The sequence below is a fragment of the Paraburkholderia sp. GAS41 genome, assembly GCF_050436545.1.
Taxonomy (GTDB): domain Bacteria; phylum Pseudomonadota; class Gammaproteobacteria; order Burkholderiales; family Burkholderiaceae; genus Paraburkholderia.
On record NZ_JBNDMK010000001.1, the window covers coordinates 501,657 to 521,496 of the forward strand.

At 63.3% G+C, this 19,840-nt stretch carries 13 protein-coding genes; 6 read left to right on the forward strand and 7 right to left on the reverse strand.

All coding sequences use genetic code 11. The features are described 5' to 3' along the window. The first annotated feature begins 209 nt into the window (after positions 1 to 209). The 3 genes from P3T43_RS02290 to P3T43_RS02300 all read left to right on the forward strand — a co-directional run bounded on the left by P3T43_RS02290 (position 210) and on the right by P3T43_RS02300 (position 3,136). Positions 210 to 2,123 (forward strand): potassium transporter Kup, encoded by a 1,914-nt coding sequence (locus tag P3T43_RS02290; RefSeq protein ID WP_429279393.1) that lies wholly within the window; start codon positions 210 to 212, stop codon positions 2,121 to 2,123. A gap of 189 nt (positions 2,124 to 2,312) precedes the next feature. Then, positions 2,313 to 2,555: a hypothetical protein gene (locus P3T43_RS02295; RefSeq protein ID WP_429279394.1), complete on the forward strand. Its 243-nt coding sequence runs from the start codon at positions 2,313 to 2,315 to the stop codon at positions 2,553 to 2,555. A gap of 74 nt (positions 2,556 to 2,629) precedes the next feature. Next, positions 2,630 to 3,136, forward strand: coding sequence for an N-acetyltransferase family protein (locus tag P3T43_RS02300; protein ID WP_429279395.1), 507 nt, complete (start codon positions 2,630 to 2,632; stop codon positions 3,134 to 3,136). Positions 3,137 to 3,204: 68 nt separating this feature from the next. Here the strand turns inward: P3T43_RS02300 and P3T43_RS02305 are convergent, their stop codons facing one another. Continuing rightward, on the reverse strand, positions 3,205 to 4,470 hold the full coding sequence (locus P3T43_RS02305) for a lactonase family protein (protein WP_429279396.1): 1,266 nt from the start codon (positions 4,468 to 4,470) through the stop codon (positions 3,205 to 3,207). 201 nt (positions 4,471 to 4,671) lie between these two features. Then, entirely contained in the window at positions 4,672 to 10,173 is a 5,502-nt protein-coding gene (locus P3T43_RS02310) for a trifunctional serine/threonine-protein kinase/ATP-binding protein/sensor histidine kinase (RefSeq protein WP_429279397.1), read from the reverse strand. Positions 10,174 to 10,394: 221 nt separating this feature from the next. On the opposite strand from P3T43_RS02310, the gene P3T43_RS02315 reads away from it, so the two are divergent. Beyond that, a complete protein-coding gene (locus P3T43_RS02315) occupies positions 10,395 to 11,018 on the forward strand; it encodes an MlaC/ttg2D family ABC transporter substrate-binding protein (RefSeq protein ID WP_429279398.1) in 624 nt (207 codons plus the stop codon). Positions 11,019 to 11,098: 80 nt separating this feature from the next. On the opposite strand, the gene P3T43_RS02320 is transcribed toward P3T43_RS02315, so the two are convergent. From P3T43_RS02320 to P3T43_RS02335, 4 genes are all read right to left on the reverse strand, one after another. After that, positions 11,099 to 12,376: an FUSC family protein gene (locus P3T43_RS02320; protein WP_429279399.1), complete on the reverse strand. Its 1,278-nt coding sequence runs from the start codon at positions 12,374 to 12,376 to the stop codon at positions 11,099 to 11,101. Then, on the reverse strand, positions 12,373 to 13,158 hold the full coding sequence (locus P3T43_RS02325) for a hypothetical protein (RefSeq protein ID WP_429279400.1): 786 nt from the start codon (positions 13,156 to 13,158) through the stop codon (positions 12,373 to 12,375). The genes P3T43_RS02320 and P3T43_RS02325 overlap by 4 nt, the downstream gene beginning before the upstream one ends. 79 nt (positions 13,159 to 13,237) lie before the next feature. Then, the gene (locus P3T43_RS02330) at positions 13,238 to 13,642 is read right to left on the reverse strand and encodes a TerB family tellurite resistance protein (RefSeq protein ID WP_429279401.1); all 405 of its coding nucleotides are present in this window, start codon (positions 13,640 to 13,642) and stop codon (positions 13,238 to 13,240) included. 10 nt (positions 13,643 to 13,652) lie between these two features. Further along, positions 13,653 to 15,227 (reverse strand): class I adenylate-forming enzyme family protein, encoded by a 1,575-nt coding sequence (locus tag P3T43_RS02335; RefSeq protein WP_429279402.1) that lies wholly within the window; start codon positions 15,225 to 15,227, stop codon positions 13,653 to 13,655. A gap of 280 nt (positions 15,228 to 15,507) precedes the next feature. On the opposite strand from P3T43_RS02335, the gene P3T43_RS02340 reads away from it, so the two are divergent. After that, entirely contained in the window at positions 15,508 to 15,987 is a 480-nt protein-coding gene (locus P3T43_RS02340) for a DUF2501 domain-containing protein (protein ID WP_429279403.1), read from the forward strand. A 22-nt stretch (positions 15,988 to 16,009) separates the two neighbouring features. On the opposite strand, the gene P3T43_RS02345 is transcribed toward P3T43_RS02340, so the two are convergent. Continuing rightward, positions 16,010 to 16,561: a hypothetical protein gene (locus P3T43_RS02345; RefSeq protein ID WP_429279404.1), complete on the reverse strand. Its 552-nt coding sequence runs from the start codon at positions 16,559 to 16,561 to the stop codon at positions 16,010 to 16,012. 341 nt (positions 16,562 to 16,902) lie between these two features. Here P3T43_RS02345 and P3T43_RS02350 point away from each other — a divergent pair, with 341 nt between their 5' ends. Then, complete coding sequence (locus tag P3T43_RS02350; protein WP_429279405.1) at positions 16,903 to 19,779, forward strand: bifunctional diguanylate cyclase/phosphodiesterase; 2,877 nt, start codon at positions 16,903 to 16,905, stop codon at positions 19,777 to 19,779. The last annotated feature ends 61 nt before the right edge of the window (positions 19,780 to 19,840 follow it).

Here is a 19,840-nt window from a genome sequence, read left to right on the forward strand (position 1 = left end):
GTCAGCTTTTTGTTAGTTTTGTTAGTCATGCTGGCTACGCAAAGCGTTGCTTGGAGACGTGCCCTTTAGCCTGTACGCTGTATCAATAAGCTGGCCGCTGGATTTCCTCATGGCAGGCAATCCAGCGCGACCAGACGGGTTGCCCGGCGCTAGCGGGCCGGCGCACCGTCCGCCGGTGGAGCGCCTCACCCACTGAGAAGGAGGCATTCATGGAAGCGTCTTCAGTTCCGCAAACGGGCGCCCACGCGGGCCACGTCGAGAAGTCGATGGCGAAGCTGGCGTTAGCCGCTGTCGGTATCGTGTTCGGCGATATCGGCACCAGCCCCCTTTACACGATGAGTACGGTATTCGACTCGAGTCACGGGCTGACGCTCACTCACGCTAACGTGCTGGGAGTGGTCTCGCTCATCATCTGGTCGCTGATGATCGTCGTGACGCTGAAGTACGTGACGCTGATCATGCGCGCTCACAACCACGGCGAGGGCGGCATCATGGCGCTGCTGGCGCTGGCCTCCAGTTCGGTGATGGATCGGCCGCGGCTGCGCAATGGGTTGCTGCTCGCCGGTGTGTTCGGCGCGGCCCTGTTCTATGGCGACGGTGTCATTACACCGGCCATCTCGGTGCTCAGCGCGGTGGAAGGACTGCAAGTGGCGGAGCCGCAGCTCAAGCCCTTCGTGGTGACGATCACGCTGGTGGTGCTGATTGCCCTGTTTCTGGTGCAGCGGCACGGCACGGCCGGCATCGGCGCGGTATTCGGGCCCGTGATGGTGTTGTGGTTCGGCGTGATCGCAGTGTCAGGATTGCTAAACATCGGTCGCGCGCCGGTTATCCTCGCGGCGTTCGACCCGTTCCTCGGGCTCGCATTCCTGCTGCGCAATGGCTGGGTGGCCTTTGTCTCACTCGGTGCGGTGGTGCTCGCGCTGACCGGCGCCGAGGCGCTCTATGCCGACATGGGCCACTTCGGCGCGCCGCCGATCCGCCTGTCGTGGTTCGCTCTCGTGTTGCCCGCGCTGGCGCTCAACTATCTGGGTCAAGGGGCGCTCCTGCTGTCGGATGCGAAGGCCGTGGACAGTCCCTTCTTCCATCTGTTCCCTTCGGTGACGCTGTTCCCGCTGGTCATACTGGCGACGGTGGCGACCGTGATCGCATCGCAGGCGGTCATCAGCGGCGCGTTTTCCATGACCAAGCAGGCCATGCAACTGGGTTTCATGCCGCGCATGGGCATAGTCCATACCTCGGAGCGTGAGGTCGGGCAGATCTACGTGCCCGCCATCAACTGGCTGCTGCTGATCGCCGTGGTGGCGGCGGTGCTGGGATTCGGTTCGTCGACGGCGCTGGGATCGGCCTACGGTATCGCGGTGACGGGCACCATGATGATCACCACCTTCCTCACGTTCTATGTGGTGCGCTACGCCTGGCACTACAACTGGTGGCTGTGCGTGCTGGCCACGGGCTTTTTCTTCGTGATCGACCTGACGTTCTTCTCGGCCAATCTGCTCAAGTTCGTGGAAGGCGGGTGGTTTCCGCTGCTGCTGGGCGCCATCATGTTCATCGTCATGTCCACCTGGCACCGTGGCCGTGAGTTGATGGTCGACGAGGCCCGCACCCATGCGGGCGAACTGCCGCTCGCCCAGTACCTGGACTGTCTGTTTGCCAAGGAAACGATACGCGTGCCCGGCACCGCCGTGTTCCTGAACATCGATATCAACTCCGTGCCGCATGCGCTCGTTAACAACCTGGAGCACAACCACGTGCTGCACGAGCGTGCGCTGTTCGTGCACGTGACCAACCTGGATGTACCGTACGTGCCGCGCGAGGAGCGTGTGGTGATCACGCCGCTGGGACACAACTGCCACAGCATCGTGGTGGCGTACGGCTTCAAGGACGAGGCCAACTTGCCGCAGGCGCTGCGCGACTGCGAACCCAAAGGCCTGCTGGTCGATCCGGCGCGGGTGTCCTACTTCCTCAGTCACGCCACCGTGGTGGCGACCGGAGGCAAGGGCATGCCGGTGTGGCGCGAACGGCTGTTCAGCGTGATGGTGCACAACATCGGCAACATCGCGGCTTATTTCAAGCTGACGGCCAACCGGGTCATCGAGCTGGGTTCGCGGGTCGAGATATGAGGTGAAAGCTGCGTTCCGGTTGGGTGGGTTTCGATTAAGTGGCGGGGTTCGTGATGATGAGCGTGCCGCGCACCGAACGCGGATCGTAGTGGACTGCGCTGTTTGCGCTCTGCTTATTCCAGCCCGATACGCACACGAGTCTGGCATCAGCCATACTGTGGCATTAACGTTGCTGGAGCTTACGTCATCATGAAGCGCTTTTGCTTCGCCGCGGTTCTCGTCTTGCTCACCACCGCTTGCAGCTCGACGGGCAGCCCCGCGAACACTCAGCCTGACACGGATACCTACATTCTGCACACGCCTAACGTCACGATTCCTGCTGACGCGACTTCAAGGCCACCGAGGTTGACCGTCGGCGTCAGCGATCCCAATACGCAATTGATTTTGCCCTGGTTCCTCAACGACATCATCAACCTGGTTAACTATCGCTAGCGCTGAGCGTGCTATGGCGTTGCAAAGAGTCAACCGTTTTTCTTCACGAAGATGCTTCCATGGAGAGATGAGCGATGGCGTCGAAAAGCGTCCGCATGGCATGCGCAGAAGATGTCCCGGTGCTCGCACGGATCCGCAACGATGCGCACGCGAACATGCTGGCGCGCGGCGATCATGCGTGGGGCAAAGAGGGAGACGGCTTTAGCGAAACGTGGGTACTGAACAGTCTCTCTCGCAGAGACGTGTATGTGGTCGAGCAGGATGGCATACCCGTGGGGCCGTTTTCACTCGATTGGGACGACGAAATGTACTGGGGAGCGCAAGACCCGATTGCAGGCTATGTGCATGGGATTTGCGTGAGAAGCGGTTTCAACGGTCGAGGGCCTGGCAGTTTCGCCATCGATTGGTGTGCCGACAAGGTGAGCGCATTGAACCGGCATTTTGTGCGGCTCGACTGCGATCCGGACAACCGGAAGCAATGTGCTTACTATGAGTCGCCTGGTTTTATCCGGGCGGGACTCAAGCCTATGCCCGATTCCGGTGGCTATATGGCGGCATCGTATGAGAAGCGGGTTCGCTAGCGAGCGGCAGGCGCCCGTTTCAGGCGCGCCCGCAGCTCATTCGTTGTGCCAACCAGATCTGCCGCCCCCTACGCCTCCGCAAAAGCAATATCGGAAGGGCTCCCAACCGCCACATACGTACCTGTAGCCCGAAGCTTGCCACTGGCCTTATCGACGGCAAAGATCGCGATGTGGTCGCTGCGTTGATTGAGCGAATACATGAAGCGACCCGACGGATCGAATTTTATCACGCGCGGATAGTCGCCGCCGGTCGGCACTTCGCCTATCCGTTGCAGATGGCCGTTCGCGCCGACGCTGAACTGCACGATCGTGTCGTGCAGGCGGTTCGCCACATAGATGAAGCGACCGTCATGTGAAAACACGAGTTCCGAAGCGAAGCTCGTGCCCTGGTAGCCATCGGGCAATGTCGAGACCGACTGCAACTGCGTCAATGCACCGTGCACGCTGTCGTATGCATAGCAGACGAGCGTCGACGCCTCTTCGGTGACCTCGTACAGATAGCGGCCATTCGGATGAAACGCGAGGTGCCGGGGTCCGGCACCTGCCGAGGCGGCGACGAACGGCGGGTCGTTCGGTGACAGCGCGCCCGTCGCTTCGTCGACTTTCCAGAGATAGGTTCGATCGACACCGAGGTCGGTCGAGATCGCGAATCGCCCGTCGGGCGAGGGCACGATGGTATGGGCATGCGGGCCGTCGTGGTCGCTGATGGCAAAGCTGCCGGGCACGCCTTCCGCGGCATGCTGGGCACCGGCCGGTGCCTGCGGTTGCTGAACCGAACAGGCCTCGCCGAGGGTACCGTCGTTCGCGACCGGAAACACCGCGACGCTGCCGCTGTTGTAGTTGGCGACCATCAGGAAACGGCCGTTGGGATGCAGGCTCAGATAGACGGGACCCGCGCCCTGCGAGTTGACCGTGTTGACCAGCGTCAACGCACCTGTGCCGCTTTCGATCGCATAGGCGCTGATCGAACCGTTCGACGTGCCGTTGTAGTTCTTCACCTCGCTTACGGCGAACAGGAAGCGCTGTTGCCGGTCGACGATGAGGCTGCTTGGATTCTCGATACCCCGCTGCGGTTCGAGTGCTTCGAGCTTGCCGCTATCGCGATCGAGCTTGAAGCGATGGATGCCGAGGCCATTGGGCGTGTAAGTGCCGACGTACGCGAATAACGGCTTGCCAGTATCGGCTGCCGCCGCGGCACGTTGACTCGCGGCCTGCGCCGGACGCGCCGCCGCGAGCGAGCCGATGGCGGAAGCGGCCGCCAGCGCGCTCACGCTTCTTAGCCAGCCACGTCGCGCCTGCGAGCGAGGTCCCCCGAGAATCCAGGCATGACTCATTGTCTTCCTCCAAGGTTGTCTGCGTGGGTTATCCAGCGTTTGTCTGTCCGATATACCGGACATGTGTCCGGCTCAGCGGATAAATTGCAGTGTTCCATGGAAAACCAATCGGTGCAATGGGGGGGCCATGGCGCGGTTGGAGTGTGCGGGATGTGGGTTGCAGCCGCACAGGACGTTTCTCGCGCGGCGCGGCGATCACGATCAAACGGCAGGGTAGGCGGGCACGGTGAATTGAACGAGCGCGCCGCGCGGCAGGTTCGCGCTCGCCCACAACCGGCCGCCGTGCGCGTCGATGATCGAACGGCAGATCGACAGCCCCATTCCCAAGCCGGTGGGCCTGGTGGTGTAGAAGGGCGTGAAAACGCGTTCGTCGACCTGCGGCGCAAAACCCGGTCCCGAATCGCGCACGCTCACGAGCACGTCACCGGAGTCGGTGGTCTCGGTGCTGATGAGCAGTTCCCGTACGCCGTCGCTCACGCTGCTCATCGCTTCGAGCGCATTGATGACCAGGTTCAGGAGAACCTGCTGCATTTCCACCCGGTCTCCTTCGATGAATGGCAATCCTTCCGCCAGGTGCGTGTGCACCGAGGCGCCGCTCTTCATCGCTTCGCCTTGCGTGAGTTCGATCACCTCGCGGATCGCCGCGCCCATGTCCACCGGTTCCTTGCGGCGTGGGGCCTTCCTGATGAGATCACGAATCCGGCCGATCACGCTGCCCGCGCGACTGCCGTCGTTGACGATCCGCCCGAGTACCAGGCGGATTTCGTCGAGCTCAGGCGGTTCGGCGCTCAGCCAGCGTAGCGCGGCCCACGCGTTCGCCACCGTCGCGGCGATCGGCTGGTTGACCTCATGCGCAATCGAGGCCGCGAGCTGGCCCATTGTCGCGACGCGGTTGGCGTGCGCCAGTTCCGCCTGCACTTCGCGGTAGCGCAGTTCGCTCTGACGGGCTTGCTCCTCCGCGCGCTTGCGCTCGGTCAGATCGAGTACGAACGCGACGCCTTCCTTCCGGCTCGCTTCAAAAGTGGCCAGGCCAACAATGACCGGCACGCGGCTGCCATCTTTTCTGAAGTACTCCTTCTCATAGGGCCGGGCGCGTCCGGTCTGCGCGGTTTCCGCGAGGGCCCGCTCGCTGTTCTGCCGCCATTCGGGCGGCGTCAGGTCGCGCCAGCGGACCCGGCCTGAAAAAAGATCTTCGCGCTCGTAGCCCACCATGCGAAGAAATGCGTCATTGGCTTCGAGAACGATACCCGCGGCGTTCCAGACCAGGATGCCGATGATATTGGCGTCGACCAGACGCCGCACCTTCGCCTCGCGTTCCGCAAGGTCGCGGTAGAGCCGCGCATTCTCCAGCGAGATCGCCGCCTGTGAGGCGACCAGCTTCAGCACGGCAATCCGGCTCGTGCTGAACACGCGGGCGGTCAGATTGTTTTCGAGGTACAGCGCGCCGGTCAGCTTCGCCTGATTCATCAAGGGCAGGCACAGGATGGAACGGGCCCGCTGCTGACTGATGTACGGGTCGGAGTCGAACGCGGAGTCGCCCGCGGCGTCGTCGAGAATGACGCTTTCCCGTGTGCGCAGGACATGGTAGAGAAGCGACTCCGGCAACATCGCGGCGCTCACCGGCACATCGCGCAACTGCAGCCGGGTCGCGTCGCCGCCGGTCGTCGCTTCTGCGGCGATCCGCGGCTCGGCACCGTCCGCCAGAATCAGCAGGCCGCGTTCTGCGCCGGCCTGTTCGATGGCCGTCCGCATGATCATATCGATCAGCCTGTCCAGCACGATATCGCCCGAAGCCGCCTGCGACACCTTGAGCACCGTCGCGAGATCGAGATGTTCGACGGGTGTGGCGATCGTTGTGGTGGGCAGCGGTGTCGGCTCATCCGTGCGCAGGTAGGTGTACCGCTCCTCGAGTTGCCGCACCTTGCCGTCGGCGCGCCAACGCAGATAGCCGTAGCGGGCATCTTTCAGATAGACGCGGGCAATTTTCTCGAGACCGCGCGCTGCATAAAAGCGCGACGCGAGTTCGTTGGCGAGCGCCTCGTTATGCACAAAGCCGTTTTCCTGTGCCGCGCGGATCGCCTGTTCGTAGAGCTGCTCGGCATCGTCGACACGGCCTTCAAGGCGGGCGATCTCGGCGCCTACCAGCGCGGTACGGTCCGTGAAATTCTCTGGGCAATGTTCCGCCCAGATCTGCAATTGCCGGTGATGTGCCGCCACGCCGGCGAGCTGCTGTGCGCGCCCGTCGGGCAAGTCGGCGTCGTACCACGCCGCCCGAGCCAGCGCAGCGTAGAAGTGATATTCGGCCTCCTCGATAAATAGCGAGGAGGTCCAGAGCAGCCGCTGCGCTTTCGCGGCGGCCTCCACGGCGGCGGCATAGTCGCCGGCCAGATAGCGCGCCTGCAATTTGCGGATCCAGTAGTAACACGCGGGAACCGCGAGCGCCGGGTTGCTAGACAGATGCGCTTCGATGCGCAGTTCGTTGAACTGAGCATCGTCAAAGCAGCCGAAGGTCGGCGTCAGGCCGCGCAGCATGCGGATCAGCGCAAGTTGCGTGGTGATGAAATCGATCACCAGACCGAACCCCACCTTGCCGGTGAACGCGAGGCCGAATTCGGCCTCGGCCTGCAGCGCGGGCAGCGGCTCGCCCGCGAAGAGCAGGTCCGAATAGAGATTGGTGCACGCGAAAGCCCCATACAGCAGCTCGCCGGTCCGGTTCGCGGCCTCGAAGGCGCGGCGCAGCAGATCGCGGCCGGCGCGCACGTGGGTCATCCAGCGCAGCGAAAAAAGCTCGAAGCAAAGATAGGTGTTGGCTTCGAAGCGTTTCAGGCCGCGCTGCTCGACGAGTTCGTAGCCAAGCTGGCCGAAACGGAAGCCGACCTGGTAGTCGCCGAAACGCGGACCGGCGACTCTGCTGAGCATGACGTAAGCGAAACACGATGCATCGCAGTTACCCCGCTCGAGGCTCAGATTGACCGCCTTGCAGCTCATCAGGGCGGCGAGGTTGGCATCCGTCTGCAAGGCCGGGGCGAACAGCTTGCTCAGTACCTCGGCGGTCGCGAGCGACGCCGCATCCTTCATGAGCGGCAAATCGATCAGGGCCTCGATAAGCCGGTTCGCCAGTTGCGAGCCGATGTGCCTGTACTCGCGGAGGACCTCATCATCGTCCGGATGCGCTGACCATTCAATGCCGACATGCCACAGGTAGTCGAGACACACCGCGACCGCGCGGTCGCTGTGGTCGAGGGTCGTGCAGACATCCGTATGCAGGCAGGCAACGCTGGCCTGCTCGACGGTTGTCGTGGCCCAGTTGGATAGCGACGCGAGACGCGCGTCGGCGGCCGCCAACCGGCCGGTCAGGAATTCGCAGGCGGCCCGGTTCAACTCCAGTGCGAACATCAGGTCGGGCCGGCGCTTCCAGCCATCCGCGCCCAGCAGTTCGGCGCCGGCGACGAGATAGGGTAACGCCGAGGCATAGGCGGTCGAGGCGCGCGCCCGCTGCCCCGCGAGCAGGTTGAACGCAGCCAGTTGCTCGCGCTCGTCGCGCGCAGTGATCAGGGCCGCGCCGCGATTGAGCTGACCCACGATCTCGAAGATCGCCTCTTCACGCTTGCCCGGCGGCGTCTCTCTGGCGAGCAGCCGTCCGGTGCGCAGATGGGCCTCGGTGCGCGAGGCGAGCGGGATCAGTGAATAGGCGGCTTCATGAACCCGGTCGTGCGTAAAGCGGTAAGAACCGTTCAGCCGCTCGACCAGTTCCTGGCGAACCGCCTCCCACAGCGCCGCATGGACCTGCGGCTGCGGCAGTCCAAGAACGCTCGACAGGGTCGCGATGCCGGCGACGTTGCCCAGACAGGCGAGCTGCTGCAACACCCGCTGCGTTTCTTCGGGCAAGCGGCTCAGCTTGCCAACCATCAGGTCCACGACATTGTCGGTGTAGCCCTTGGCATGGATGCGAGCGGGATCCCAGCACCACTGGCCCGCGTCATGATCGAAGCTGAGCAGATCCTGCTGGACGAGGGCGTGCAGAAACTGGATCACGAAGAACGGATTACCTGCAGTCTTGTCATGCACCAGCAGAGTCAGCGTCTCGATGCGCGCCGGCTTGCAATGGAGCGCTTCCGCGATCAACTGCCTGACATGTAGCCGGGCGAGCGGCGCGAGCGTGATTTCGTTGATCTTGACGCCCGCGTTCCTGAACGTCTGCAGCTTGCCCATCAGCGGATGCGTGGCGTCGACTTCATTGTCGCGATAGGCGCCGACCAGCATCAGGTATTGCAGCTCCGGGCCGCGCAGCAGATCTTCAAGCAGGTCGAGCGTCGCGACGTCGAGCCATTGCAGATCGTCCAGAAAGAGCGCGAGCGGATGTTCCGCGCGGGCAAACACGCTGATGAAACGCCGGAACACCAGCATGAATCGCCGTTGCGCCTGTTGTGGCTTGAGTTCCGGGACCGGTGGCGGTTCGCCGATGATCAGCTTCAGTTCGGGAATGAGATCGGTCATCAGCCCCGCGTTGACGTCGAGCGCCTCCAGCAAGGCGTCGCGCCAGCTCGCCAGTTCCGTGTCGCGCTTGCCGAGCAGTGGCCGCACCAGGCTTTGAAAGGCCTGCGCCAGCGTCGCATACGGGATGTCGCGCTTGTACTGGTCGAACTTGCCGGACGCGAAGAGCCCGCGCGAGGGCACCAGCACCTTGTGCACTTCATTGACGACCGACGATTTGCCGATGCCGGCGTAGCCCGAGACCAGCACCAGTTCCGGCGTGCCGCTCGCGACGACCCGGTCGAACGCGGCAACCAGGGTGTCGACTTCGCGCTCGCGCCCGTACAGTTTCTCGGGAATCAGCAGACGGTCGGGCGTGTCGTGTTCGCCCAGCACGAAGCTGTCGACGCGGCTCTGACGCTGCCAGTCGGTGAGACAGGACTGCAGATCATGTTCGACACCGGCCGCCGTCTGGTAGCGCTCTTCGGCCGTCTTGGCGAGCAGCTTCATGACGATGCGGGAGACTGCGGCAGGCACGCTCTCTACCCGCGTGCTGGGCGGCAACGCCTTTCTGGCGATATGGCAATGCACCCATTCCATCGGGTCGGTAGCGGTGAACGGCAACGTGCCCGTCAGCATCTGGTAGAGCGTGACGCCGAACGCGTAGAGGTCGCTGCGTGAATCGATCGAGCGATTCATCCGGCCGGTCTGCTCGGGCGCCATGTAGGCCAGCGTGCCGGCGATGGTCTCGGGCGGCTCGGGTGCCTGGCGCTCGTGCGGCAGCCGCGAGGCAAGGCCGAATCCGGTGAGGCGCGCCTGGCCGTCGGTGCAGTTCACCAGAATATGGCTGGGCTTGAGATCCTTATGCACGAGACCGCGCTGGTGCAGTTGACCCAGCACCGCGGCGATGCCAACGGCGAGCCGCAGGAAATAGTTTGTTTCCATTGGCGCGCCGAGCAAGTGCGCGAGCGGCTCACCGCCGGGGTCATCGAGCACCAGCATGGTCATCGCGCCTTCGCGCAGCAGCTTCAGGGGCCGCACGGCCCATGCACCGTCGAGCTCGTCCTTCAGCTCGAACTCGTGGGCGAGGCGGTCAAGGCTCGTGGGGTGGGGATGTTCGGCGGCGGGTCGTGCCAGCAGGACGTCGTGTTCACTGTCCGTGCCAGCAAAGCGCCCCCGACTGAAGACACGTTCGCCATCGTCCCACAAGACCTGAAATCTGTTGTCCATCGGCGCTGGAACCCTCTGTACACGATCGTCTCCTGCACGCGGCAGTCAGGCTGCCGCGCGCGTCTTTAGAATACACCGCGACCGCGCGAATGGGGTCAGACGTTGCACAGCGTGCGCGGGAAAACGACAGGCGGATCGGGAATGCGCGCTTCCCGGCGTCTTTGGATGCGATGGAGGATACTTGCAGTGCAGCACGCCAACGCATTCAACAGGATTTGCCCATGAAGACGCTTTTTCATCTGACGTTTTGCGCTGCGTTGTTCTCCTTCAACGGTGCGGCGTACGCGCAAGTCGATCAAACGGAGCCGCAGCGTCTGATCAAGACCGCGACCCAGCAGATACTCGACGAGGTGCACAACAAAGCCATCCAGCCGGACGATATTCCCCGCATCATGGATATCGTGGACCGGGACATTGTTCCGTACACCGATTTTCGCCGCACCACGGCACTTGCCATGGGACGCGACTGGCGCATGGCGACGCCCGCGCAGCAGCAGCAACTGGTGGATCAGTTCAAGATGCTGTTGATCCATACGTACTCGGGTGCGATCGGTCAGCTCCGTCCGGATCAACAGATCGAGTATCCGCCGATGCACATCGCACCGACCGACACGGACGTGGTGGTGCGCACGATCGCCACCCGGAACGGCGACCCGGCGGAAATCGACTACCGGCTGTACAGCACGCCGCAGGGCTGGCGCCTGTATGACCTGAACGTGCTCGGCGTCTGGCTGATCCAGACTTACCGGCAGCAGTTCAGCGAGAAGGTTCAGCAAAGCGGCGTGGACGGTCTGATCCAGTTTCTCGCTGAACGCAACCAGCAGCTGGCTTCGGGCAAGCTGTAGATAGCGACTGGCTCGCAGGGCGGCAGGATGAAACGGACCGCGGCGAGAATCTCGCGGACCCTTCGAAGTGCGAACGAGTGTTAGCGGCCGGCATTCCGGGACATGGACGGAAGGGACAGTCTGCTGGTCGCGAACATCACCCCTGCCAGCACGACAATGCCCATGAAAATGCCGGATAGCCGCATGAGCGCGGGTAACGGATCAGACGACCAATGATGATCCTGCACGAACACCATGATGAAGGCGATGGTGAATTGCCGGCCCACGTAGCTCGCGCCTTCGCGTCCTGTCTGCACGTGACATCCCACCCAGACGCCCATGGCCAGCGCGAGCATGCAGAGCAGCGCCTGCCCCAGCATCAGGGGCAGTAGCGCCACGGCGAGCACTCCGGCCAGCAGACAGCCGGCCACCCGCTGCACCATCTTTTCCATGACCGGTTGCCGCGTGCTGTCTGCGTTCGGCCCAAGCGGCACGATCAGCACGGCGACCGTCGTGACCATGGCTTGCGCGAAGCCGGGCAGATGCAGAACGTAAGTCAGGGCCGCGAGCAGGGTGATGGACAGGGCCGCCTGCAAGCCGAGCAGCATGCGGGTCGAGCGCACGAATTCTAGCGGTGGCGTTAAAGCCGCGGGGTTGGAAATATCCGACGCACCAGACGGACCAGACGGACCAGACGCGCCGGATTTGCCAGACGCGGCAGAAGTAGTAGACGCACCAGATGCCACCGACGCACCAGATTCGCTCAACACACTCGTGGCATGAGCGGTTGCATCCGCCGATAACGCACGGTTAAACCGCCACCACTTCGGCACGAAATGAAACGCGCTCGCCACCAGCACGCAAGCCAGCGTGCCAACCGCGACCTCGGCCACGCGGAGCCCCGCGAACAGGGCGGTGGCCCGGAAGGAAGCGAATTTGTGCGCTTCGTACGTCACCATCAGGGCAGTCACGCCGCCCAGAATCCAGGCGTAGGCCGATTTGGAGCCGTTGGCGCGATACACCGCCACACCGCCGATCACCCCTAACGCAGGCACGAACAGCCATGGACGGTCGCCAAGCCAGGGGCCCGCGAGGGCTCCCAGTGCCGCGCCCGCCACCGTGCCTATGATGCGATGTGCGGCGCGTTGCACGGAGCCGGCAAAACTCGTCTGCATGACCGCGAAGCCGCTGATGGCGGCCCACCACGTGTCCGACAGACCCAATGCATTGGCAAGCGCGACCGAGAGCGCCACCGAAAGCACCGCTTCGGCCGCGAATGCCGTACGCGCGCTGGACGCCCGCCACGCCGCCAACTCACGTCCGAGGGCGAAGAGGGCCGCGCGGCAGAGTTCGGCGAGCGTGGCGCGGGTCGTCGTCATCGTCCGATGAACTTGAACGCATCCAGCATGGGCGTCTTCGACGCGTTGACCATTCCCTGGAATGGCGTGTCGAGATCGAGAACCACATACACGGCAGTCGTAGCCGACACGGCGCAAAGAACGAATACGACGCACATGCTCCAGTTTCTCGGCGCACTAAAACCAAAGATGCCGAAGATGACCGTCAGCCAGCCGACGAGGATCGCAATGAGCGGCGTGGGTATCGAGCCTCTTCGATGTTCGAGCGCGAGCCATCGGCCCGCAAAGATGTCGTCCCACAGTTCCATGCTACGGCTGCGCAGTTTTTCCTGCGAGGGATCGAGGGGCTGTAAAGCAAAAATGCGCCCCTGGATATCGTAGGTGTTCTGAAGGATTTCTCGCGACTCTGCCTCGGCGGTTTTGCCCCTCTTGCTGGAAAACAGGAAGGAGATCCAGTGGCCGTAGTCGTTCTTGATGTCGACGCGCAGACTCTCGGCCGCCGGACCATACTGGGACAGGCTGCGGTCCAGCTGGATCATGGCGACGCTGTTGTGCTGGAGCGCGGTGTTGACCAGGTCGAGCGAGGACTTGCCGGACGAGATCAGCAGGCTGAGCACCAGGGCCGACAGCGTCGCCACCAGCCCCACGGCAATGCGCATCGCGGCAAGCGAGTCTTCCGAGAAATGGTGATCGGCCAGGCGTACGCGGACATACGATCCCAGCGCTGCGCTGACGAGAATGAGCACCAGCACACCGGCAGAAAAAACATAGTGATCCATCAGGGACCAGCCTCGTTCGATCACGCGGGTTATGACACTGACGTCGAGCCACCTTCACAGCCGTTCTGCAGATTATATGGCCGGTGGCGCAGGACGTCGTCCGTTATCTGGCGTGCGGCCTGGCCGGAAGTTGCCATGCGTCGCGCAGCAGTCTCAGGAAGGCGGCTTCGCGATCGCAATGGCCAGGGTCTGCCATCACGGCTTCGTTGCACAGCTCCATGATGTCGCGTCGCAGTTGCCGGTCCTGCACATCGGCCGCGAGCGACGCAAGCGTCGCGGGATCGAGCTGGCAGATGTCGCTCCAGCTGAGGTATCCGCAGCGCGTCATGTCTTCGTACAGCGTTTGCACGATCGAGAGCAGACGGTGTCGATTCAGCAGCAGCCGTCGTTCCATTCCGCACCGGTCGAGCGCCTCGAGTTCCGTGACGCTCAGATGTCCATCGGTCAGCAGGCAGGCTGCGAGGATGCGGCCCGCGGCTTCCGGAGAGTTGCATTGATAGTGACGCATTTTCTACTCCTCAATAAATCGACAGGGATGACTCGGTGAAACCGGAACGGCGCGCGGCGCGAGTCGGCTGCCGGTCACCTTGAAGAATTTTCTCGATCGCGTGGCGGTCTGCTTTGCCCTGCTCGGTCAGCGGCACGCTATCCGTCACGACCAGACGGATCCGGCTGGCGATCACGGGGCCGAACGCGGCGTTGAGCTTTTTCATGCATTGGGCCAGATCCACCTGCCCGGCGATCCACGGCTCGACCAGCGCGTTCCACGCGTAGTCGCCCGCAGCGTGACTGGCCGCCAGCGCCACCGCATAGCGAACCTCAGGCAAATGGCACAGGACGTCTTCGATCTGGGTGGGGCCGAGCGCCACGCCGTCGATTTCCGCGACATCGGCCGCGCGGCCGACAATGTGCAGATTGGCCGCCTCGTCGATGAAGCCGGCATCGCCGGTCAGGCACCAGCCGTCCTGAAACTTCTGTGCTTCCTCGACCGGTTGATGGTAGTAACCGTCCGCCACGGCGGCCGATCTGACTTCAATGGTGCCGCACTGGCCCGCGGGCGCCAGGCTTCCATCGGCGCGCCGCAAACGGATTTCGACGCCCGCGCGAACATGTCCCGCGCAATCCAGCAGGTCCGGATTCGCCGCGTAAGCGGCGGGTGTCAGCGTGCTGACGAGACCGATTTCGCTCGCGCCGTACAGATGGGTCAGCACCGGACCCAGTCGCGCGATCGCACGTTGCCGCAACACCGCCGGCGCCGAGCCGCCAACATGCGCGATCGAGCGCAGCGACGACAGATCGCGGCGCTCGACATCCGGGTGATCCATGGTTTCGAACAGTTGCGGTTCGACCAGCAGCAGGTCGGTGATGCGTTCGGCTTCGATCGTCGCGAGCGTTTCAGCGGGATCGTAGCGACGCTTCAGGACCACGGTGCCGCCGCCGACCAGCGTGGTATCGACGAGCACTTGCGACAGGTAGGCGAGGGGACCGTTGACTAGCTGACGGCGGTTTTCATCGTTCGGTGTACCGATCATCGTCGAATACGTCGCGAAGGAGCGCCGGCTGCATTTCGGCAGACCCGTCGTGCCGCCCGATGAGACGACGACCGCGAGGTTATCCGGCCTCACGAGTCTGCGCAGCGGCAGATCCGATTGCGCTTGCGCGAGCCTGTCGAGGCTCGAAGACGCGAAGCCGACGCCGACAAAGACCACGTGGCCGTCGACCGCGTCGGGAATCAGGTGAGCGGTCTCAGGAAAGAGAACGAGGAGCGTGGGCCGCACCCGTGCCAGCAACGCTGCGCGTTGCTCAGCGCTGGCAGACGCCGGCAGGAACATCGTCGCCGCGCCGATCAGGTTGGCCGCGTAGCGGATCGCCAGCGCATGCGGGCAATTGGGTGCGAGCAGTGCCACCAGATCGCCGCGGCCGATGCCCAGTGCCGCAAGTGCCCGTGCATAACGAAAGATGGCACGCCGCAAGGTGTTGCCCGTCACGTCATGGTCGAGATAGCGCAATACGGCCCGCTCGGAGTGCTTTTCCAGCTGATCGAGCAAGACGTCGATATACGGTCGAAAGGCTGAATCCTGGATGTTTTGCATGATCGTTCCCTTTGGGTGACGCGTGATTCGAGGTGCGAATCAAGCTGTGATGGGACGGATTGTGCGGATGCAAAATGAGCGAAGAATTAGCGGGCGCAGAGCGGCACGCGACCGCTCGCCGCGTGAGGCGTGGCGAGCGTTGGCTCGCATGGATGGAAAGCTGGACTGCGGTGGGAGGCGGGTGAAATGCGCTTGCGAAAACACGCTTGCGCAAACACGGTTTGATTACGACAATTCAGAAGTAGCCGTGCTGGGAAGCGGCCATCTAACGGAGGATTCGATGAAAAGGCCCATGCGCTACGTCGTTGCCGCGGCAACGTTTATCGGACTGGCGGTGCCGTTTTCCGCATCGCACGCCCAGCTTGGCAACCTGCTCAACCAGAACTCCGGCAACGGTGCGGCGACGGGTTTGAGCGGCCTCACGGGCGGCAGTTCGTCAGGGGGTCTGGGCGACCTCGGGAGCGCGTTGTCCGGCGGCTCGGTCACGTCCAGCAGCAGCAGCAACGTCGCGGGCGTGCTGCAGTTCTGCATCAAGAATAACTACCTGGGCGGCAGCAGTGCGTCGTCGGTCAAGGACTCGCTAATGAGCAAGCTGCCGGGCGGAGCCTCGAATTCGAACAGCAGCTATAGCGATGGCGCGAGCGGCATCCTCGACACCGGTAGCGGCCAGAAATTGAGCCTGGGCGGCGACGGCGTCAAGCAGCAACTCACCAAGCAGATCTGCGACAAGATCCTCGACCAGGGCAAGTCGATGCTGTAGCGCGTTTCGCTAACCGGCACGCTCAGGCATGTTTCAATTTGCGGTCCACGGGTGGCTGAGCCGGATGAGCCGGATGACCCGGCTGAGCGTGCGGCGGCACGCTCTTCACCCGCAATGGTTGCGGGCGATGTGCCTCGTTATGCGGGTGGCCGCTCGGGTAAGCCGTGGCGTGGGTAGCCGGATGCCCCCGGTGCGGCGCTGCCACTGAACGCAGATTCTCGCGGCGCCGAACCACTTCGAGGCGCCGGTCTCCATGGCCGTAAAAATGCCGATGGCGTCGGCCGTCCGATCCCGTGACCCAGATATAGGTATCGCCGCCCACGAACACGATATCGCTTTTGGCGGCAACCGAGATGTAGGCGTCGTTGGGTTCCGGGACGACCTGTTCCACCATAACCGGTCTCACGGCAACCGGCGCCCGGGGCGCGGGCGGATTGCCCGCCACCACGGCGACCCGCGCGGGCGGTGGACTGGAGCGCGCCGCGACCGGTGTCGGCGCAGTGGTCACGCAACCGGACAAGCAGAACGCCGTCGTGATTGCGGCGATGGATGGTGCCAACTTCGTATGTGTCAAACGTGCCCCGCGTGCCGGTCATGATATTGAGTCGGGATATCGGCCCCTTGAAAGGAATCTTTAATCCTGGCTTGTGAGCGTGCGCGGCGCGCGGATTATTGGAGATTTTGCTTTTGTCCGTGCGAGGCTTTATTCTTCCGGAGCTTTCGCGCAGGGCCTCCTGTCGTCCGGCTGATGGTTCGGTTGATGCACACCCTTCAGCCTTGGCTTTTTGTGCCGTTAGCACAGTGAACGTATCCATATAAACGGACGGGTCGCGCGTCCTCGCAGAATGCAGACCACTGACAGAGACATGACAAGGGCGAACGGTTTGGCATTGCACGACCAACGGGCGCTTGCCCATGGTTGACGCTTCCAGTCCCGCCAACCCGGCCGACAGCACCGCGCTGGCCGCGCCGACGATCGAAGCTCAATTGCAGGCAGTGCGCGACGGCGGCCAGCCATGGGCGGGGACCTGGGCCTGGTACCGGGCCGGTGAGCAATTGCACCTCGCCGGTCAAGGCCATGCGCCGTTTGCGTGGCCGCCAAACCTGACCCAACACGGGCTCGCCCAGCTCTGCTCGCGGCGCGGCTGGCTGAGCTGGCCGACCGGCTGTGGCGAAAGCGTGCTCGGCTGGCTGGTGGCGCCGGCCGAATTCGCCGGTGACGCGTCCCTGCTGGAATTTGCCCGAAGTCTGGGAGAGCGCGCGCAAACCGATGCGCTCGCACGTGCCCAGAACACGCAGCGAGTGCTGTATGAGATTGCCTACCTGGCGAGTTCGGTACCGGATCGCGCGGAGTTTTTGCGGCGGGTGCACGAGCGGCTCGGTACGATCATCGACGCCGAGAACTTCTACCTCGCGCTGTACGACCGCAAGAGCGGCAGGATTACCTATCCGTACTATGTCGACGTGATCGACACCGACGTCATCGAGGCGGAGAACTTCGACATTCTCGACCCCGAGCGTCCGTCGATGACGGCGCAGGTGCTGACCACCGGGCAGCCGTTGTTCGTCGACGCGGCGATGATTTTCGCGGGCGTGGAGGCGGGCGTCTTTTATCCCATTGGCGACTGTCCCGAGTTCTGGATGGGCGCGCCGCTCAAGAATGCCTCGGACGAAGTGTTCGGCATGCTGGCGATGCAGGTGTACGACGTCTCGCGGATCTACAGCGCCGAGGACCGCGAACTGTTCCTCGTGGTGGCGCGGCACGTGGCCATGGCGCTGGACCGGATTCTCCACCGCGCCGATCTCGAAGAGCAGGTGGCGCGGCGCACCTCCGAGCTGTCGCGCGTCAACGAGGCGTTGCGTGAAGGCATTGCCGAGCGCGAGCGGGCCGAACACCTGCAGGCGACGCTATTCCAGATTGCGGAGCTGTCGAGCCGCCCTGGCGACATGGTCGAGTTCTTTCGCAGCCTGCATCACATCGTCGGCGAGTTGCTGGACGCGCACAACTTCTATATCGCGCTGTTCGACACGGAGACGCGGATCGTCTCGTTTCCGTACTATGCCGACGAACACCTGCACGAGCCGCCGCTGCCGCGCCTCGATCGGCGCGGGCTGACTGAATATGTGATCAAGCAGCGCCGCCCGTGTCTGATCGATGCGGATACCGCGTTACAGCTGATCGCCGCTGGCGAAATCGACATGGCCACGCGGGATGTGCGAATGTGCTCGTGGCTCGGCGTGCCGCTGTTCGATGGCGATGATGTGCGCGGGGTGCTCGCGGTCCAGAGCTATGCACCGCTCGTGCGCTATTCGCAGCGCGATCAGGAACTGCTGACATTCGTGTCGCGCCATATCGATACCGCGCTATCGCGCCGTCGCGCCGCCGAGGCATTGCACGCGGCCAACGCTGAGCTTGAAGCGCGGGTGCAGATCCGCACGCGCGAACTGGACAACGCCAACGCGCGCCTCGTGCATGAGAACTCGCACGATGCCCTGACGGGACTGCCCAACCGCAGTCATCTGTTGCACCGGTTGCAGTCTGCGTGGAGCGCATATCGCGAGGAAGGCCGCGAATTGACGGTCATGTTCATCGATCTGGATCGCTTCAAGATCGTCAATGACAGTCTGGGTCATCACTTCGGCGACCTGCTTCTCGTGCAGGCGGCGGCGCGTCTGCGCGGCTGCATGCGCTCGACCGATCTGCTGGCGCGGCTGGGCGGCGACGAGTTTGCGGTTCTCTCGCCGAATGCGTCGCTGTGCGATGCCGTCGCCACCGCGGAGCGCATCCTGGAGGCGTTCGATCTGCCGTTCGATATCGACGAACATATGGTGTTCTCGTCGTGCAGTATCGGTATCGTCAATGCCGATGGTCAGTACCACAGCCGACCCACCGATCTCCTGCGCGACGCCGATATCGCCATGTATCGCGTGAAAAACGCCGGTCGCGACAGTTTCGTGGTGTTCAACCATGAGTTGCGACGCGAGGTGCTGGATCAGGTGGAGCGCGAGGGTGCGCTGCGCAATGCGCTCAAACGGCAAGACGAACTGCTGCCGTTCTTCCAGCCGATTGTGGATGTAGCGACGGGCGACGTGGTGGCGCTCGAAGCGCTGATTCGCTGGCGGCAGCCCGATGGCCGCATTATCAGTCCGGGCGAGTTCCTGCCGGCCGTCGAAGGTTTGCGCTTGATCGGGCGCCTCGACCAGTACATGCTCACGCGTGTCGCCATCATTTTGTCGGACCCGCAGCGTGCGGACTGGCCGCCAGTCCACGTGAACTGTTCGAGCTTCAGTATCACGCGGCCGGAGTTTGCCGACGAGGTGCTCGCCTTGCTGCATAAGCATGGCGTATTGCCGTCGCGCGTGTGTCTCGAATTGACTGAGGGCGCGCTGGTGGCGGAACCGGATCTCGCACGCAGCACCATGCAGCGTCTTGCGGACAACGGCATGTCGGTGGTGCTCGATGACTTCGGGGCGGGGTTTTCTTCGTTGAGCTACGTCCATCAGTACCGCTTCAGCGGTCTGAAGATCGACAAGTCGTTTATTCTCGAACTCACCACGAGTTCACGCAGCCGGGCCATCGTCAGAGCCATCGTACGCATGGCCGAATCGCTTGGGCTGACGCTCGTTGCGGAAGGTGTCGAAGATGCCGGTACGCTTGCCGTGTTGCGGGAGATGGGGGCCGCTCAGGCGCAGGGATATTTCTTCGCGAGGCCCATGCCGCTCGACGTCCTGCTCGGCTCGCCGAACCAGCAGCGTCTCGCTCTCAAACCCGCGGAGATATCGGCCTCTTAGCACAGCTGACGGGTGAATTCCGGATGCGCTAGCCGGTGTCTGGCTGAGGCTCGAGTTGAAG

Coding starts and splice junctions, on each gene's coding strand:
- P3T43_RS02290 (WP_429279393.1), top strand. CDS start 210: ATGGAAGCGTCTTCAGTTCCGCAAACGGGCGCCCACGCGGGCCACGTC.
- P3T43_RS02295 (WP_429279394.1), top strand. CDS start 2,313: ATGAAGCGCTTTTGCTTCGCCGCGGTTCTCGTCTTGCTCACCACCGCT.
- P3T43_RS02300 (WP_429279395.1), top strand. CDS start 2,630: ATGGCGTCGAAAAGCGTCCGCATGGCATGCGCAGAAGATGTCCCGGTG.
- P3T43_RS02305 (WP_429279396.1), bottom strand. CDS start 4,470: ATGAGTCATGCCTGGATTCTCGGGGGACCTCGCTCGCAGGCGCGACGT.
- P3T43_RS02310 (WP_429279397.1), bottom strand. CDS start 10,173: ATGGACAACAGATTTCAGGTCTTGTGGGACGATGGCGAACGTGTCTTC.
- P3T43_RS02315 (WP_429279398.1), top strand. CDS start 10,395: ATGAAGACGCTTTTTCATCTGACGTTTTGCGCTGCGTTGTTCTCCTTC.
- P3T43_RS02320 (WP_429279399.1), bottom strand. CDS start 12,376: ATGACGACGACCCGCGCCACGCTCGCCGAACTCTGCCGCGCGGCCCTC.
- P3T43_RS02330 (WP_429279401.1), bottom strand. CDS start 13,642: ATGCGTCACTATCAATGCAACTCTCCGGAAGCCGCGGGCCGCATCCTC.
- P3T43_RS02335 (WP_429279402.1), bottom strand. CDS start 15,227: ATGCAAAACATCCAGGATTCAGCCTTTCGACCGTATATCGACGTCTTG.
- P3T43_RS02340 (WP_429279403.1), top strand. CDS start 15,508: ATGAAAAGGCCCATGCGCTACGTCGTTGCCGCGGCAACGTTTATCGGA.
- P3T43_RS02350 (WP_429279405.1), top strand. CDS start 16,903: ATGGTTGACGCTTCCAGTCCCGCCAACCCGGCCGACAGCACCGCGCTG.